This is a genomic window from Microbacterium sp. Root53 (assembly GCF_001426925.1).
Lineage (GTDB): Bacteria > Actinomycetota > Actinomycetes > Actinomycetales > Microbacteriaceae > Microbacterium.
The window spans coordinates 21,604-38,737 of the sequence record NZ_LMFR01000006.1 but is presented as its reverse complement, the minus strand read 5'-3'; the positions used below and the strand labels follow the sequence as shown (position 1 = coordinate 38,737).

17 protein-coding genes are annotated in these 17,134 nt (G+C 69.2%); 11 read left to right on the top strand and 6 right to left on the bottom strand.

All coding sequences use genetic code 11. From position 1 onward, the window contains the following. Nucleotides 1-27: 27 nt before the first annotated feature. The 6 genes from gyrB to dnaA all read right to left on the bottom strand — a co-directional run bounded on the left by gyrB (nt 28) and on the right by dnaA (nt 8,241). Nucleotides 28-2,112 carry a DNA topoisomerase (ATP-hydrolyzing) subunit B gene (gene gyrB / locus ASD19_RS03525; RefSeq protein WP_082542948.1) on the bottom strand — a complete coding sequence of 695 codons (2,085 nt, stop codon included), beginning with the start codon at nt 2,110-2,112 and terminating at the stop codon, nt 28-30. 120 nt (nt 2,113-2,232) lie between these two features. Further along, on the bottom strand, nt 2,233-2,721 hold the full coding sequence (locus tag ASD19_RS03520) for a DUF721 domain-containing protein (protein WP_055988774.1): 489 nt from the start codon (nt 2,719-2,721) through the stop codon (nt 2,233-2,235). After that, nucleotides 2,718-3,899 carry a DNA replication/repair protein RecF gene (gene recF, locus ASD19_RS03515; protein ID WP_055988773.1) on the bottom strand — a complete coding sequence of 394 codons (1,182 nt, stop codon included), beginning with the start codon at nt 3,897-3,899 and terminating at the stop codon, nt 2,718-2,720. The genes ASD19_RS03520 and recF overlap by 4 nt, the downstream gene beginning before the upstream one ends. Before the next feature lie 311 nt (nt 3,900-4,210). After that, nucleotides 4,211-5,353, bottom strand: coding sequence for a DNA polymerase III subunit beta (dnaN, locus tag ASD19_RS03510; RefSeq protein WP_055988772.1), 1,143 nt, complete (start codon nt 5,351-5,353; stop codon nt 4,211-4,213). Nucleotides 5,354-5,846: 493 nt separating this feature from the next. Continuing rightward, entirely contained in the window at nt 5,847-6,806 is a 960-nt protein-coding gene (locus ASD19_RS03505) for a D-2-hydroxyacid dehydrogenase family protein (RefSeq protein WP_055988771.1), read from the bottom strand. Nucleotides 6,807-6,819: 13 nt separating this feature from the next. Next, complete coding sequence (dnaA, locus tag ASD19_RS03500; RefSeq protein ID WP_055988799.1) at nt 6,820-8,241, bottom strand: chromosomal replication initiator protein DnaA; 1,422 nt, start codon at nt 8,239-8,241, stop codon at nt 6,820-6,822. Between the two features lie 344 nt (nt 8,242-8,585). Between dnaA and rpmH the strand changes: the two genes are divergently transcribed. From rpmH to ASD19_RS03445, 11 genes are all read left to right on the top strand, one after another. Then, a complete protein-coding gene (gene rpmH / locus ASD19_RS03495) occupies nt 8,586-8,723 on the top strand; it encodes a 50S ribosomal protein L34 (RefSeq protein ID WP_055988770.1) in 138 nt (45 codons plus the stop codon). Nucleotides 8,724-8,748: 25 nt separating this feature from the next. Then, nucleotides 8,749-9,087 (top strand): ribonuclease P protein component, encoded by a 339-nt coding sequence (gene rnpA, locus ASD19_RS03490; RefSeq protein ID WP_055988769.1) that lies wholly within the window; start codon nt 8,749-8,751, stop codon nt 9,085-9,087. A gap of 50 nt (nt 9,088-9,137) precedes the next feature. After that, a complete protein-coding gene (yidD, locus tag ASD19_RS03485) occupies nt 9,138-9,449 on the top strand; it encodes a membrane protein insertion efficiency factor YidD (protein WP_230668011.1) in 312 nt (103 codons plus the stop codon). 6 nt (nt 9,450-9,455) lie between these two features. Beyond that, nucleotides 9,456-10,547 carry a membrane protein insertase YidC gene (yidC, locus tag ASD19_RS03480; protein ID WP_055988768.1) on the top strand — a complete coding sequence of 364 codons (1,092 nt, stop codon included), beginning with the start codon at nt 9,456-9,458 and terminating at the stop codon, nt 10,545-10,547. Between the two features lie 48 nt (nt 10,548-10,595). Then, nucleotides 10,596-11,087 (top strand): Jag family protein, encoded by a 492-nt coding sequence (locus ASD19_RS03475; protein ID WP_055988767.1) that lies wholly within the window; start codon nt 10,596-10,598, stop codon nt 11,085-11,087. Further along, complete coding sequence (gene rsmG / locus ASD19_RS03470; protein ID WP_055988766.1) at nt 11,087-11,725, top strand: 16S rRNA (guanine(527)-N(7))-methyltransferase RsmG; 639 nt, start codon at nt 11,087-11,089, stop codon at nt 11,723-11,725. The genes ASD19_RS03475 and rsmG overlap by 1 nt, the downstream gene beginning before the upstream one ends. 1,063 nt (nt 11,726-12,788) lie before the next feature. Further along, on the top strand, nt 12,789-13,730 hold the full coding sequence (locus ASD19_RS03465) for a diacylglycerol/lipid kinase family protein (RefSeq protein ID WP_055988765.1): 942 nt from the start codon (nt 12,789-12,791) through the stop codon (nt 13,728-13,730). Between the two features lie 156 nt (nt 13,731-13,886). Next, nucleotides 13,887-14,813 (top strand): ParA family protein, encoded by a 927-nt coding sequence (locus ASD19_RS03460; protein WP_055988797.1) that lies wholly within the window; start codon nt 13,887-13,889, stop codon nt 14,811-14,813. After that, nucleotides 14,813-15,823: a ParB/RepB/Spo0J family partition protein gene (locus ASD19_RS03455; RefSeq protein WP_055988764.1), complete on the top strand. Its 1,011-nt coding sequence runs from the start codon at nt 14,813-14,815 to the stop codon at nt 15,821-15,823. Before ASD19_RS03460 ends, ASD19_RS03455 begins: the two co-directional genes overlap by 1 nt. A 110-nt stretch (nt 15,824-15,933) precedes the next feature. Then, nucleotides 15,934-16,821: an SDR family oxidoreductase gene (locus tag ASD19_RS03450; RefSeq protein ID WP_055988763.1), complete on the top strand. Its 888-nt coding sequence runs from the start codon at nt 15,934-15,936 to the stop codon at nt 16,819-16,821. A 1-nt stretch (nt 16,822) separates the two neighbouring features. Beyond that, nucleotides 16,823-17,080 (top strand): DUF7218 family protein, encoded by a 258-nt coding sequence (locus ASD19_RS03445; RefSeq protein WP_055988762.1) that lies wholly within the window; start codon nt 16,823-16,825, stop codon nt 17,078-17,080. Nucleotides 17,081-17,134: the final 54 nt, after the last annotated feature.

The following is a 17,134-nucleotide window of genomic DNA, read 5'->3' as shown; positions in this document are numbered from 1 at the left end:
CGATGATCCGGATGCGCGGGGCGCGGATCAGATGTCGAGGAAGCGGACGTCCTTCGCGTTGCGCTGGATGAACGAGCGGCGGGACTCGACGTCCTCGCCCATGAGCACGGAGAAGATCTCGTCGGCCGCGGCGGCGTCGTCGATCGTCACCTGGCGCAGCGTGCGCGTCTCGGGGTTCATCGTGGTGTCCCACAGCTCGTGGTCGTTCATCTCGCCGAGACCCTTGTAGCGCTGGATGCCGGCCTCCTTGGGGATGCGCTTGCCGGCGGCCGCGCCCTCCTTCAGGAGCGCGTCGCGCTCGCGGTCGCTGTAGACGTACTCGTGCGGCGCGTTCGACCACTTCAGGCGGTACAGCGGCGGCATCGCGAGGTACACGAAACCGGCCTCGACCAGGCCGCGCATGTAGCGGAACAGCAGCGTCAGCAGCAGCGTCGTGATGTGCTGGCCGTCGACGTCGGCATCGGTCATCAGCACGATCTTGTGGTAGCGCGCCTTCTCGATGTCGAACTCCGGCCCGATGCCCGTGCCGAAGGCCTGGATCATCGCCTGGACTTCCTTGTTGCCCAGCGCCTTGTCGATGCGCGCGCGCTCGACGTTCAGGATCTTGCCGCGCAGCGCGAGGATCGCCTGCGTGTGCGGGTCGCGGCCGCCGACGGCGGAGCCGCCGGCCGAGTCGCCCTCGACGAGGAAGATCTCGCTGATCGACGGGTCCTTGGACGTGCAGTCCTTGAGCTTGTCGGGCATTGCGGCCGACTCGAACACGCTCTTGCGGCGCGCGGTCTCGCGCGCCTTGCGCGCGGCGAGGCGCGCGGTCGCGGCGTCGATCGCCTTGCGCACGATGTTCTTCGCCTGCGCGGGGTTGCGCTCGAACCAGTCGCCCAGCTGATCGCCCACGACCTTCTGCACGAACGCCTTGGCCTCCGTGTTGCCGAGCTTGGTCTTCGTCTGACCCTCGAACTGCGGCTCCGACAGCTTCACGGAGATGACGGCGGTCAGGCCCTCGCGCACGTCGTCGCCCGTGAGGTTGTCCTCCTTCTCCTTGAGGAGGTTGTTGGCGCGCGCGTACTTGTTGACGAGCGTCGTCAGCGCCGCGCGGAAGCCCTCCTCGTGCGTGCCGCCCTCGTGGGTGTTGATCATGTTCGCGTACGTGAACACGTTCTCGCTGTACGAGGTGGTCCACTGCATCGCGACCTCGACCGACATCCGGCCGTCGGCCTGCTCCTGCTCGAGGACGATGATGTCCTCGTTCACGCGCTCGGCCTTGCGCACCTTGTTGAGGTACTCGACGTAGTCGACCAGGCCGCGCTCGTAGTGGAAGACGTTGTGGCGCTTGACCATCTCGGTCGAGCCGTCCTCGCGCGCGACCTCCTCCTCGGAGTCTGCGCGCTCGTCGTACAGCTCGATGCGCAGGCCCTTGTTGAGGAACGCGGTCTGCTGGAAGCGCGTGCGCAGCGTCTCGTAGTCGAAGTCGACGGTCTCGGTGAAGATCGCGGGGTCCGGCCAGAAGGTGATCGTGGTGCCGGTCTCGTCGGTCGCCTCGCCCTTGTCGATCGGGGCGAGCGGCACGCCGCCGTTCTGGAACGACTGGCGCCACACGTGACCCTGGCGCTTCACGACCGCGTCGAGGCGCGTGGACAGCGCGTTCACGACGGACGAGCCGACGCCGTGCAGACCGCCCGAGACGGCGTAGCCGCCGCCGCCGAACTTGCCGCCGGCGTGCAGCACCGTGAGCACGACCTCGAGCGTGGACTTGCCCTCGGTCTTGTGCATGTCGACGGGGATGCCGCGGCCGTTGTCGACGACGCGCAGGCCGCCGTCCTCCAGCAGCGTGACGATGATCGTGTCGCAGTGTCCGGCGAGGTGCTCGTCGACCGAGTTGTCGACGATCTCGTACACCAGGTGGTGCAGACCGCGCGGCCCGGTCGAGCCGATGTACATGCCGGGGCGCTTGCGCACGGCCTCGAGACCCTCGAGGACCTGGATGGCGTCTGCGCCGTACTCCCCTCCGACCTTCTTGCCGTCGATCTGGGCGGAGCCGGTCGATCCTGCGGGATCCGTCGGTGCGCCCGTCTCGTTCTGAGGCGTCTCGTCCTGAGGGTTGTCGGTCGTCATCTAGGTGGCGCTCCACATCTGTTCCGGGTGCCCTGCCATCCTACCAAGCGGGACCCCTCCGACCGGCCTTGACGGGCCCTCAGACGCGAGAAAAACCACCCGGACACCCCGGGAGGTGTCTCACCCGTAGGTATCGCGCGGACCACGCCCTGGAATCGATCTGCGACCCCATTTCCAGGTGGGGACGTCGGGCCCCACGAAACGCACGGAGTCGACACCGGCCTCCGGATACCTCGTGACGATCTGGGTCAGGATGTGCGCCCGCATGTACGACAGGTTCTTGGCCCAGGCCGTCGAGTCGCACTGGATGGTGAGCATGCCCCCCTCCAGCGAGACCGGGCTGGAGTGCTGCGCGGTCTCCGCGCCGGCGACGTCCTCCCACTGGCGCACCAAGTCCTCGCGGGCCAGCTGCGGGGCCCATCCGTTCGCTTTGGTGAGCCCGTCGAGCGCGTCGCCGATGGATCCGGGATCCCGCCCGGGCGTGAACGGCTGGTTCTCGTCGTCCTCGGAGCCGCGGCGCCGGCGCTTGCGCCACTGCGCCCGCTTGCTCGGCTCCATCCCGCGCAGCCGCAGGTAGGTCGCGAGGGTCTCGGGCAGTTCGTCGCTCATCGTCCCTCCACGGGAGCCTCGAGCGGATGCTCGCTGAGCGGGCCCAGGACGCGGCCGGCCTCGATGCGGACCGCGTTGGCGCGCAGCGCCTCGGGCACATCGCCCGCGACGGCCGCCGTGACGACGACCTGCTCGTACCCTGCGACGACGCCGGCGAGGCGCGCGCGGCGATCGGCGTCGAGCTCGGCGAACACGTCGTCGAGGATCAGCACGGGGTCGCCGCCGGGCGACTCGGCCCGCAGCAGCTCGGCGGACGCCAGCCGGAGCGCGAGGGCGACCGACCACGACTCCCCATGCGACGCGTACCCCTTCACGGGCAGCCCGCGCACCCGCAGGATGAGGTCGTCCCGGTGCGGGCCCACGAGCGTGAGACCGCGGTCGAGCTCGGCGGCGCGCTTCGCCTGCAGCGCCGCGCGGAACAGCTCGGCGGTCGCGCCGGCGGTCGGCTCGTCGACGGACTCTCCCTCCTCGGGGTCCCCGCCCCGCACCGACAGCGCCCATTCCAGCTGCGGGCGGTGATCCTCTCCCGCGATCGCCGCGTACGCCTCCGCGACGGGAGCCGCGAGGTCCTGCGCGAGCCGGATGCGCGCGTCGATGATCTCCGAGCCGAGGGCGACGAGCTTGTCGTCCCACACGTCGAGCGTCGGCAGCTGCGCGCTGCGCAGCCCGCGGGCCCGGGCGGACTTCAGCAGCGCGGTGCGCTGCCGCAGGGTCCGGTCGTAGTCGGCGAGCACGGCCGACATCCGCGGGGTGCGCTGCACGAGCAGCTGGTCCGCGAAGCGCCGGCGCGACGACGGGTCGCCGCGCACGATCTGGAGGTCCTCGGGCGCGAACAGCACGACCTGCGCGTAGCGCGGCAGCTCGTTCGTCCGCACGGGCGATCCGCCGATCCGCGCCTTGTTCGAGCCCTGCTTGTTGAGCTGGAGCTCGAGCGTCACACGGCGCTCGCCGTGCGCGAGCCGAGCCCGCACGAACGCGGCGTCGAAACCCTCCCGCACGAGCGGCGCGTCGGCGGACACCCGGTGCGAGCCGAGCGTCGCGAGGTACGCGATCGCCTCGGCCAGGTTCGTCTTCCCCTGCCCGTTGCGCCCGACGAGCACATTCGCCCCGGGCCGGAGCTCGAGCTCGGCTTCCGCATAGTTGCGGAAGTCCTTCAGGCTCAAGTGCTCCACGTGCATTGTTCGACCCTAACGACGTGATCCGACAGAGGTCTGGGGAGGCCGCTGCCCGATTTCGACTCGCTTCGCTCGCTCAATCCGTTTCGACTCGGCTTCGCCTCGCTCAACGACCGGGAATGCGCCCCGCCCACGGGCTCTACCGTCGTGCGAGCGAAGCGAGCGTGGAGCGAAGCGACTGCCGACCACCTCCAGAACGCGACGTCCGCCCCGGATGGAGCGAAGCGACAGCCCGCGATCGCGAGTCCCGGCGCGGAGCGTCGGGCGAGCGATCGCGCAGTCTCCGTGCACTACCCCGCGAAGCGGGAAGAAGATCAGCGCAGAAGAAGGTTCGGCTGGAGGAGGTACTTGAAGCTGTCGCTGCCGGCCTGGTCGACCGAGGTCTGGCTCGTGATCAGCACGGGGCTGAGCTTGTTGGCGTTGTCGCTCGACGTGAACGTGATGCGCACGAACTCGCTGCGCACGGCGGCGAGCGACTCGAGCAGGTACTGGGGGTTGAGGCCGAGCGTGACGTCCTCGCCCTGCAGGTGCGCGTCGACCGACTCCGAGGCTCGCGCCTGGTCGCCGCCGGACGCGTCCATCGTGACGGACGACGTGGTGAACGTGAAGCGCAGCGGCGCCGAGCGGTCGAGCACGAGCGCGACGCGGCGCACGGCCTCGGTCAGCTCGCTCGTGCTGACGACCGCGTAGTGCTCGGTCTGCTCGGGGAACAGGCGGCGGACCGGCGGGAAGTTGCCCTTGATGAGCAGCGACGTCACGGTCTTGTTGCCGGCCGTGAACGCGATGATCTCGCGGTCGCCCGATCCCGAGAACGCGATCGAGATGTTGCCGCCATGCGAGAAGGTTTTGCCGACCTCCTGGAGCGTGCGGGCCGGGACGAGCGCGTGGGCCTCCTGCTGCCCGCCGTCCCAGTCGATGTCGCGCAGCGCCACGCGGTAGCGGTCGGTGGCGACGAGGCTGAGCTGCTGGCCGCTGACCTCGAGCTGCACGCCGGTGAGGACCGGGGTGACGTCGTCGCGCGAGGCGGCGAACGCGACCTGCGAGATCGCGGTGGCGAAGTCGTCGGCCGGCACGAGCCCGGACTCGCCCGTGACCTCGGGGATCGCGGGGTATTCCTCGACGGGCATCGAGGCGAGTGCGAAGCGCGCCGAGCCGCAGGTGAGGGCGATGTTGCCGTCGTCCTCGGTGGTCATCTGGATGGGCGCGTTCGGCAGGCGGCTCGCGATGTCGGACAGCAGCCGGCCGTGCACGAGGATCGTGCCGGGCTCGTCGACCGTCGCCTCGATCGTGGTGCGCGCCGAGGCCTCGTAGTCGAAGGCCGACAGCGCGAGGGCGCCGTCCTCGGTCGCCTCGATCAGCACACCGGCCAGGATCGGCTGGGGATTGCGCTGAGGAAGCAGCTTGACGACGAACGACACTGCCTCACTGAAGACGTCACGGTTGACGTGGAACTTCACTTAGCGCTCCCTCGATGACTGCACACCCCACGGACCGTGGGCCTCCCATGCTAGTGCCCACGCCGGATCCTTGTGTTTTCCCCGTTCCGGCCCGAGAAGGTCATCGCATGACCCCGGAGAGAAGAGATCTCTGTAGTCGTGTTAACAGCTGTGGAAAATGTGGATAAGTCTGTGGATCCCGCTCGCGCGTAGGGAACTACACGCATGTGAGATGTGGATCGGCTGCGGACGGGCGGGGGACGACGTCGCCGGCCGGACGATCACCGCACACCGCGATTCCACATCCGGTCCGCGTGTCGTTCACATGGCTCAGGGCGTGTCTGAACAGTTATCCACAAGTTTTCCACACTGGGGAGAACCCTTATAGAGGGTGCCCGGAACGGCTGTCAAGGACGGATCGGGGCATACGTCGTCATACGGGGAGCGTGCCCGAAGCGGTATGCCGGACGGCCGGCGCGGGCCGTCCGGATGCTGTCCGGTTGGCGGCGCCGGGTCAGCCGGCGGGTGCGGCGATCACCCGGATGGGAGCGCTCCGCTCCCAGGCCCGCACGTCCTCGAGCGCATCCGAGTAATAGAGGGCGTACTGCTCTCGCGTCACATAGCCGATGTGCGGCGTCAGGAGCGTGCGCGGGGCCCTCAGGAGCGGGTGCCCGGGCGGGAGCGGCTCGTCGTCGAACACGTCGAGCGCCGCTCCCCCGAGTGCTCCGGACGCGAGGGCCGCGATCAGGGCATCGGTGTCGACCAGCCCGGCACGTGCCGTGTTGACCAGCAGCCCGTCCGGTCCGAGCGCGGCCAGCTCGGGCTCGCCGACGATGTGCCGCGTGCGGTCGGACATCCGCAGATGCAGCGTGGCGATGTCGGACCGCTCGAACAGGTCGGCCTTCGAGACGAGCTCGGCGCCGGCCTCCGCCGCGCGCTCATGCGTGAGGTTCTCGCTCCAGGCCAGCACCCGCATGTCGAACGCGCGGGCGTACCGTGCCATCCGCGTGCCGATCTTCCCCAGCCCGACGATGCCGAGGGTGCGCCCCGCCAGCTCGGACCCCACGCCGGTCTGCCAGCGGCCGTCGCGCAGGGCCCGCTGCTGGCCGGGGATGTCGCGGACGGCGCTCATCAGCAGGGCCCAGGAGAGCTCAGGGGCGGCCGCCGCCGACGCCCGCGTGCCGCACACCGTGATGCCGAGCCGGGCCGCCGCCGCGGTGTCGATCGACGCGTTCGCGGGGCCCGTCGTGATCAGCAGCCTCAGGCCTGGGAGGCGCTCCAGCACGCGCGCCGGGAAGGCCGTCCGCTCGCGCATCGCGACCACGGCCGTGTCGTGCGCGAGCGCCGCGACCAGCGCATCCTCATCCGGATGCGGATCGCGCAGCGCCCGCACGTCCCACCCGTCCAGCTCATGCCAGGGCGCGCAGCCGAGCGCGACCCCCTGATAGTCGTCGAGCAGCGTCAGGGAGGGCATGCGTGGGAGCGGGTCAGCGGCGGCCGAGCTGCGTGGTGATCTCGGTGACCTGGTTGTAGATCGAGCGGCGCTCCTTCATGAGCTCGCTGATCTTCTTGTAGGCGTACATGACCGTGGTGTGGTCGCGGCCGCCGAAGAGCTGCCCGATCTTCGGCAGCGACAGGCTGGTGCGCTCGCGGCACAGGTACATCGCGATCTGCCGGGCCTGCGCGACGGCCTGCGACCGGCTCGAGCCGTACAGGTCGTCGACGGTGAGCTTGAAGTAGGCCGCGGTCGCCGTGATGATGTCGCTCTCGGACACCACGTTGTCCTCGGTCTGCTCCACGATGTCGCGCAGCACGTTCTGGGCGAGCTGGATGTCGACGTCCGACCGGTTCAGGCTCGCGAACGCCGAGACGCGGATGAGGGCGCCCTCGAGCTCCCGGATGTTGGTGGACACCACGGTCGCGATGTACTCCACGACGTCGTCGGGGATGTACAGCCGCTCGGACTGTGCCTTCTTGCGCAGGATCGCGATGCGGGTCTCGAGGTCGGGCGCCTGCACGTCGGTGATCAGACCCCACTCGAAGCGGCTGCGCATCCGGTCCTCGAAGCCCGTGAGGTGCTTCGGTGCCACGTCGCTCGTGATCACGACCTGCTTGTCGTGGTCGTGCAGCGTGTTGAACGTGTGGAAGAAGGCCTCCTGCGTCTCGGCCTTCCCCTGCAGGAACTGGATGTCGTCGATCAGCAGGATGTCGACGTCGCGGTACCGCGCGTTGAAGGCCGCGCCGCGGTTGTTCGCGATCGAGTTGATGAAGTCGTTCGTGAACTCCTCGCTCGACACGTACCGCACGCGCACGCCGGCGAACAGGCTCTGCGCGTAGTCGCCGATGGCGTGCAGGAGGTGCGTCTTGCCGAGCCCCGAGTCGCCGTAGATGAAGAGCGGGTTGTACGCCTTGGCCGGCGCCTCGGCCACCGCGACCGCGGCCGCGTGCGCGAAGCGGTTGGACTGGCCGATGACGAAGTTGTCGAACGTGTACTTCGGGTTCAGGCGCGTGTCGTTGCGGCTGGGCGTCTGGGACTCGGTCGGGTTCTCGGCGACGGGCCGCTGCGGCTGCGCGGGCTCGGGAGCGCCCAGCGTGGTCGAACCGAGCGCGGGCGGGAACTGCGCCTCCGAGAGCTCGGGGTTCACCGTGACGCGGAAGCTCTGGGCGTCGTCGCCGAGGCGGGCGAGCGCCTCCATGATCGGGTCGCGCAGGCGCTTGGTGATCTGGGCGGCCGTCAGGTCGTTCGGAACGGCGAGGTAGAGCGTTCCCCCCATCACTCCCTCGGGCACGACCAGGCTCAGGAAGCCCTTCATCTGCGGCGTGACGCGATCGTCGCCCTCGAGCTCGACGAGCACGGCACGCCAGACCGGGACATCCGGGATCCGCTGTCCGGGCGGAACGTCTTGCATGGACATGGCCCCCCTCATGAGTCCTGCACGATCCACAGGGGCATCCTTCCGGGCGGGATGTCGCGGCGCGACGGTGTGCGCGCAGCCTGTGGATAACTTCTGCAACGCTAGTCACCGGACGGCCCGACGGCAAATGTGTCGGCCGGCTGCGCGGAGCGGGGAGCGCGTGTCCCTGCCGGGCGCGGAGGGGCGCTGTGGAGATACTGTCAGGTTGTCGCCTGGTTTGCGCGAATCACAGGACCGGACGTACTCTAGGTCGGTTGACTTATGCCCTCGCGGCATTCCCGTACACATCCACGTCTCCGGCAGCATTCATCCGGTGACACCTTCTCCGGAGTGATTCCATGAGCAAGCGCACGTTCCAGCCCAACAACCGCCGCCGCGCCAAGAAGCACGGCTTCCGCGCCCGCATGCGCACCCGCGCCGGCCGCGCCATCCTGGCTGCGCGCCGCGGCAAGGGCCGCGCCGAGCTGTCGGCGTAACACCACCGCCACCTCGATCCTGGCCGTGCTCGCGAGGCCGAGACGCCTGACCCGCGGGGACGACTACCGGTTCGTCGTCCGTCGGGGGGCTCGGTGCGCGGGCGCCCACACGGTGACGCACGTCGTGCTGACGGCCGAGCCGCGCCCCGCGCGATTCGGCTTCATCGTGAGCAAGGCCGTGGGCAACGCCGTGACGCGCAACACCGTGCGGCGGCGCCTCAAGGCCGTGTGCGCCGAGGCGCTGCCCGACGTCCGCGAGGGCGCCGACGTGGTCATCCGCGCCCTGCCCTCCTCGGCCACGGCCTCGTACCAGGATCTCCGCAGCGAAGTGACGCGCTGTCTCGCCCGCAGGGGCGCACGTTGAGCGTGCTGCCTGCATCGGCGCGCGGGACTGCGCGTCTTCGCGTATCCGGGCTGGACGCCTCGGGCGCGGTGGCGGCGGTCGCGCTGCTCCCCCGGAACGCCGGGATCGCGCTGCTCCACGGCTACCGCGCGGTCATCTCGCCGATCTACGGCGACGTGTGCCGCTACTACCCCTCGTGCTCGGCGTACGCGGTGACCGCCGTGCAGCAGCACGGACTCGTGAAAGGATCGGTGCTCGCGGGAGCGCGCATCGTCCGCTGCCATCCCTGGGCGGCCGGCGGACAGGATGACGTGCGCCCGCACCCGGCCTTCCGCTTTGACCTGACTCCACACGGCTTCGTCGTGCCCCGTCGAAAGGACTGATCCCTCGTGGATTTCTTCGGAATCATCCTCTTCCCGCTCAAGTGGGTGGTCGAGCTCATCCTGGTCGCCTGGCACTGGCTGTTCACCGCGATCGGCCTGCCTGCCGCCGGCGGCATCACCTGGATGCTGTCGATCCTCGGCGTGGTGCTGGTCGTCCGTGCGGCCCTGATCCCGCTGTTCGTGCGGCAGATCAAGAGCCAGCGGGCGATGATGGAGCTCGCTCCGGAGATCCGGAAGATCCAGGACCGGTACCGCGGAAAGCGCGACCAGCTGTCTCGTGAGGCGATGAGCCGAGAGACGATGGATCTGTACAAGAAGCACGGCTCCAGCCCGCTCAGCGGCTGCTGGCCGCTGCTCGTGCAGATGCCGATCTTCTTCTCGCTGTACTACACGCTGTCCGACGTCAAGCTGCACGCCCAGGCGGGCACGGGCGGCGTGGGCCTGCTCAACGCCGAGCTGACGCGCCAGTTCAACGACGCCAAGCTGTTCGAGCTCGCCCCGTTCCACCAGACGCTCGGCGAGGCGTGGGACCAGGGCGCGGTCGCGACGATCGTCATCCTGCTCGTCCTCGTGGTCCTGATGATCGCGACGCAGTTCATCACGCAGCTGCAGATCATCTCGAAGAACCTGTCCCCCGAGGCCAAGACCGGCCAGGCGTACCAGATGCAGAAGATCATGCTCTGGGTCATTCCGTTCGCGATGATCTTCTCGGGCGTCTTCTTCCCCCTCGGCCTGGTGCTCTACTGGTTCTTCAGCAACCTGTGGACGATGGGCCAGCAGTTCGTCGTCATCCGCGAGCTCCCCACGCCCGGCTCGGAGGCCGCGAAGGCCCGCGAGGAGCGCCTGGCGCGCCGCGGCAAGGCGCTCAACTCCAAGGGCAAGGTCGTCTCGATGGCCGAGTACGAGGAGGAGCAGCGCCGCCTGCTCGAGGAGGCGGAGCAGCGCAAGGCGCAGCAGCACAAGCGTCAGCAGCCCATGGGCAAGCAGCGCGCGAAGAAGAAGCAGGCGCCGAAGCCGGGGGGTTCGAGCAACCCGGGTGACGCCGCATCGCCGGAGGACCCGGATGAGGGCGCCGCTGGCCTTCCCGCCAAGTCGTAATCCCCTTCTGATCAGGCAATTTCCTTCCCGACCATCGAGGATGACCACATGAGCAGCACTTCCGTGACCGGCGACGCGCCCAGCAACGCCGAGCTCGAGGCCGAGGGCGACATCGCCGCAGACTACGTCGAGGGCCTGCTGGACATCGCCGACATCGACGGCGATCTCACGCTCGATGTGAAGCAGGGTCGTGCGTACGTCTCGGTCGAGTCGGATGACGAGTCGCTGTCCGTGCTGTCTCACCCCGACACGGTGCAGGCGCTCCAGGAGCTGACCCGGCTCGCCGTGCAGGCGAAGACCGGTCGGTTCTCGCGGCTCATCCTCGACATCGGCGGCTCGCGGGATGCCCGTCGCCGACAGCTCGAGAAGCTGGTCGACGCCGCGGTCGCGCGCCTGGACGAGGGTGCCTCGCAGGCGTCGCTCCCGGCGATGTCGAGCTACGAGCGCAAGCTCGTGCACGACATCGTGTCAGAGCGCGGCCTGACGTCGGAGTCGTACGGCGAGGGCGCCGACCGTCACACGGTCATCCGCCGCGGCTGATGACCGGCGTGCTCGAGCCCGAACCCGCGGTCGCCGCGGAGCTCTTCGGCGACCGCGTCGAGCTCGCGCGCGCCTACACCGCTGCGCTCGCGCAGCACGGTGAGAAGCGCGGCCTGATCGGCCCGCTCGAGCTGCCGCGGTTGTGGACGCGGCACATCCTGAACAGTGCGATCGCCGCTCCCCTGTTCCCCGCCGGCGGCATCGCCGGCGATGTGGGGTCGGGCGCCGGGCTCCCGGGCCTGGTGCTGGCGATCGCGCGGCCCGACGTGCGCTGGGTGCTGATCGAGCCCATGGAGCGCCGCGTGGCCTGGCTCGAGGAGCAGGTCGGGGCCCTGGGGCTGGAGAACGTGGATGTCGAGCGTGCCCGCGCCGAGGAGGCCGGTCGCTACGAGGGCGTGCTGGACGCCGTGACCGCCCGTGCGGTGAGCGCCCTGCGGACGCTCATCCCCTGGACCGCTCCCCTGGCCCGCGACGGCGGCGAGCTCATCCTGCTCAAGGGCCACAACGCGCCGGCCGAGATCGAGGCGGCTCAGAAGCAGATCCGGAAGTTCAAGCTGTCGGACGTCCGCGTGGAGGTGCTCGGCGAGGGAGTTCTCGCCGAGGAGACCCGCGTCGTACGGGCTCTCGTCCGCGCCTGATCCCTCGCCGTTTCACGTGAAACACACGTGAGGCTGCGGCGTGCTCACGTCCCGCCGCTCGTTGAGCGGAGAGAAGCGGAGTCGAAACGTCGCCTCCTTCGAACTAAGCGCACGTTTCACGTGAAACATCCCCGTGCCTCGGCGATAGATGCAGACTGTGAGGGGAGTTTGAGGGCGTTTCGACTCCTCGCTGGCGCTCGTCGCTCAACGACCATGAGTACGCCAGACCCCGAGCTCCAAGACTGTGGGGTGGGTGGAGCACTTTTCGTCTCCGCTCCTTCGTCGCTCCGCTCAACGACCTCACAATGCTGCGCGGGTGCCGTTTCACGTGAAACATCCGGGCTCGGGCGGTGGGGTGTCGACCGTGAGGGAGCTTCAGGGCGTTTCGTCTCCTCGCTGGCGCTCGTCGCTCAACGACCATGAGTGCGCCGAACCTCGGTCGCAACGCCGTGGGGTGAGTACGTGCTCTCTCCTCGCTCTGCTCAAGGAACTCACGGGGCTGCCTCGGTGCCGCTTGCTTGGTCCTTGAGCGAAGCGAAGCGGAGTTGAGACGCCAGCAATCGCCTTCTGATGCTGTATCGTCCCCCTCCCTTGGGTTCACCCCCGGTCGTTGAGCGGAGCGAAGCGGAGGCGAAACGGGTCCAAGCTTGCGCCGGCGGTGTTTCATGTGAAACCTGCGCTTCCGCGAGGGGAGCTGACCGCGAGGACGGCTTCCGAGCAGTACGACGCAGTGGCGACGCCGGGGGGCGGGACAGGTGCGTTTCGTCTCCGCTCCTTCGTCGCTCCGCTCAACGACCTGACAAGGCAGCTGCGGTGACGCTTCCTTGGCTGTTGAGCGGAGCCGAAACGCGTCCAAACTCGCTTCGGTGGCGTTTCGCGTGAAACATCAGGCTCGGCGAGGTTCGCCGACCGCGAGGACGGCTTCCGAGCAGCACGACTCAGTGGCGGGGCTGTGGGGCGGGATAGATGCGTTTCGTCTCCGCTCCTTGGTCGCTCCGCTCAACGACCCGGCGAGGTTGGCGGTGTTTCACGTGAAACATCCCGGGACGGTAGCGTGAGGATCATGATCCGGCGGGTCGGGCTCGTGGTGAACCCCACGGCGGGGAGCGGGCGGGGACGCCGGGTCGGATCCGCAGCAGCCAGGGCGCTCATGGACGCGGGCGCGGAGGCCGTCTCGCTCTCGGCCCTCGATGCAGTCGAGGCGCTGGCGAGCGTGCGCCGCGCGGTCGCCGAGGGCCAGATCGACGCGCTCGTGGTCGTCGGGGGCGACGGCATGGTGCATCTGGGCATCCAAGCGCTGGCGGAGACCGCTCTCCCCCTCGGTATCGTCCCCGTGGGGTCGGGAAACGACTTCGCGGCGTCTGCCGGCCTCCCCCGATCCACCGACAGTGCGATCGAGGCCGTGCGCGCGGGGGTGCTCGCGGGGACGTCGACGAGAGCTGTCGATCTGCTGCGGGTGAGCGGCCCAGGCGTGACCGGGGGCGAGCGCTGGGTCGCTGGTGCGGTGTCGGCAGGGCTGGACGGCGCTGTGAACGCCCGTGCCAACCGTCTGCGGTGGCCTCGCGGCTCGTCGCGCTATGTGTTCGCCGCTGTCGCGGAGATCCTGGTGTACCGCGCCTGGGGCTACGACGTGACGGTGTTCGACGAGCGCGGCGCGGTGCAGCTGGAGTGGCGGAGCGACGGGGCGCTCGTCACCGTGGCGAACGCACCGCGAATCGGCGGAGGAATCGCGGTGGCTCCGTCCGCCCGCGTCGACGACGGAATCCTCGACGTCATCCTCGCGGCCGACGTCGGTCGGCTCACTGCCGCGCGCATCTTCCCCGCCATGCTGATGGGCCAGCACCTGCGGTCGGCGCACCTCACGGCGACGCCGGGCCGCACGGTCGAGATCGCGGCAACCGGCGCTCGGGACTCGTGGCCGGCGGTCTTCCGTGACGGTGAGCTGATCGGCACGCTTCCCGTGCGTGTGGAGCTGTGCCCCGGCGTCCTGCGTCTGCTGGGGTGATGTTTCACGTGAAACTCTCTCCATCGAGGCGTGCGTCATGACCGGCCGGGCTCATCTGTTCCCGGTCTGGAAACATCGGGCGACACGCCGAGACGTGTCCGTCGGAGAGGTTAGGGTGGAGAGACCGGCCGGCTCGCGAAGGGAAGAGTGTTTCACGTGAAACAGTCCGAGAAGGCGGCGTCGTTCGCACTCCCCGACGACACTCCCCTGGCTCGCGAACTGGCCGATCTCTCGGCTCGTCGGCGCGCGCTGGCGGACGTCCAGGTCGAGTTCCCGGGGCGCACCCGGATCATGACGATCTCGAACCAGAAGGGCGGAGTCGGCAAGACGACGACCACGGTCAACATCGCCGCGGCCCTGGCGTCGCTCGGTGGGCGTGTGCTCGTCATCGACCTGGACCCGCAGGGCAACGCCTCCACGGCGCTCGGCATCCCCCACAGCGCGGACATCCCGAGCATCTATGACGTCCTGATCGACGGGTTCCCCATCTCGGACGTGGTGCAGAAGAGCCCGGAGTCCGACACCCTGTTCTGCGCCCCCAGCAACATCCACCTGGCCGGCGCCGAGATCGAGCTCGTGACACAGGTCGCACGCGAGCAGAGGCTGAAGACCGCGATCGACGAGTACCTCCGAGATCTGGACACCCCGCTGGACTTCATCCTGATCGATTGCCCGCCTTCGCTGGGTCTGCTGACGATCAACGCGTTCACCGCGGCCGAAGAGGTCTTCCTGCCGATCCAGTGTGAGTACTACGCGCTGGAGGGCCTGAGCCAGCTGCTGGGCAACATCACCATGATCCAGAAGCACCTCAACCGCGGCCTGCGACTCTCGACGATCCTGCTGACCATGTACGACGCGCGCACCAAGCTGTCGCAGCAGGTCGCCGACGAGGTGCGCTCCCACTTCCCCGACGAGGTTCTGGGGACACTAATTCCCAGGTCAGTGCGGATTTCCGAGGCTCCGAGCTTCGGTCAGACAGTGATCGCCTATGACGGCAACTCGGCGGGCGCGATCGCGTACCGCGAGGCCGCCGTGGAGATCGTGCGACGCGGCGACGGTATCGCCGAGAAGAAGGAGTCCTGATGGCGAAGCGGACAGGTCTGGGACGCGGGATCGGCGCCCTGATCCCCACGGCCGAGTCGAGCGAGGCGCGCCCCGTCGACGTGTTCTTCCCCGGGGGGTCGCTCAAGAAGGCCGACGAGGCGGCGGAGCAGGTCGCCGCGCAGGCCGCGACGGCCACGGCGGTCGCCGAGCGCGAGCCGGAAGAGGACCTCGTGGCGGTGCCCGGCGCCCGCCTGGTGCACATCGACCCTCACAGCATCGTTCCCAACCCGCGTCAGCCGCGTACGCACTTCGACCCCGAGGACCTCGCCGAGCTGGTGCACAGCGTGCGCGAGTTCGGAGTGCTGCAGCCGGTCGTGGTGCGCGACAAGGGCGACGGGACCTACGAGCTCATCATGGGCGAGCGGCGCACGCGGGCCTCTCGCGAGGCGGGGCTCACGGAGATCCCCGCGATCATCCGCGACACGTCCGACGACGCGCTGCTGCGCGACGCGCTGCTCGAGAACCTGCACCGCTCGCAGCTGAACCCCCTGGAGGAGGCCTCGGCCTACCAGCAGCTGCTCGAGGACTTCGGCATCACGCAGGACGAGCTGGCCAAGCGGATCGGGCGCTCGCGTCCGCAGATCAGCAACACGATCCGACTGCTGCGGCTGCCGGTTCCCGTGCAGCAGCGCGTGGCGGCGGGCGTGCTGAGCGCGGGGCACGCGCGGGCCATCCTGTCGCTCGAGGACGCCGAGGCGATGCAGCGACTGTCCGAGAAGATCGTGAACGAGGATCTCTCGGTGCGTGGCGCGGAGGCCGCCGCGAAGACGATCGCCGCCGAGGAGCCGGGTTCGCGAGCACCCAAACCGCAGCCGGGCGCGCGGCGGGCGTTCCTAAACGACGTGGCGGAGCGCCTGGGAGACCGCCTCAACACCAAGGTCAAGATCGACCTGACCTCGCGCAAGGGTCAGATCAAGATCGACTTCGCGACGATCCAGGACCTGAACCGCATCCTCGCCGAGCTTGGCGAGGAGGGGTACGGAAACTGACGCGCCGGTTCACCCGGTAGGCCACTCCCCCGCGGACGTCAAGTCCCTGGGGCGGTCGGCCGCATCTCCGTAGCGTGGCACGCGACATCGACCACGCGAAGGAGGCTGCCTTGACCGACACCCTGAACCAGTCCGACCCGCGCGAGCCCTCGGGCGAGTTCCCCGAGCAGGAGCAGCCCACCCAGCCGGGGCTCACGAGCGAGATGGACCCGCAGCCCGACCACGGCGAGACCAGCTGGCAGGGCCGGGAGCGCCTCGTCGGCCGGAAAGCCCTGATCACGGGAGGCGACTCCGGGATCGGCCGTGCGGTCGCGATCGCCTTCGCCCGGGAGGGCGCCGACGTCGCGATCGTGTACCTGCCCGAGGAGGAGGAAGACGCGCAGGTCACCGAGCGCCATGTGCGCGAAGCCGGCCGCAAGGCCGTGCTGCTGCCGGCCGACCTGACCGAGGAGCAGGCCTGCATCGAGGTCGTGTCGGCCGCGCGCGACGAGCTCGGCGGCCTCGACATCCTCATTCCGAACGCGGCATATCAGCGTCAGCGTGAGGGTGTGGACACGCTCCAGGTGTCCGAGATCGAGCGGACGTTCCACACGAACCTGATCTCGGCGATGGTGCTCGCGCGCGAGGCCGTGCCTCACATGTCGCCTGGGGCATCCATCATCGTGACGACGTCCATCCAGGCGTCGCAGCCGTCCTCGGTCCTGCTGGACTACGCGATGACCAAGGCCGCGCAGGTCGCGTTCATCCAGGCGCTCGCCACCGAGCTCGGGCCCAAGGGCATCCGCGTGAACGGCGTCGCCCCCGGGCCGATCTGGACGCCGCTCATCCCGGCCACGGGATTCCCGGCCGACAAGGTCAAGGAGTTCGGGGCCGATACGCCGCTCGGCCGGGCGGGCCAGCCGGTCGAGCTCGCCGGGGCATACGTCTACCTGGCCAGTGACGAGGCGTCGTACACGTCCGGCGCCGTGCTGCCCGTGACGGGCGGGAAGGGGTTCTGACATGCCGAACCGCAGCATCAAGGACGAGGAGCTCTACGAGAAGCTCCGCGAGGAGGGCAACTCCAAGGAGAAGGCCGCGCGCATCGCGAACGCCGCCGCCCGCGACGGGCGCGAGGACGTGGGCGAGCGCGGCGGCAGCGCCGAGAACTACGAGGATCGCACGGTCGACGAGCTTCGCGATCGGGCGAAGGAGCTCGGCATCGAGGGCGTCTCCAAGCTCAAGAAGGACGAGCTGATCGACAAGCTCCGCAACCACTGACGGGGGACGGGTGAGAGAAGAGGGCGCTGGGGCGGATCGACCGCTCCAGCGCCC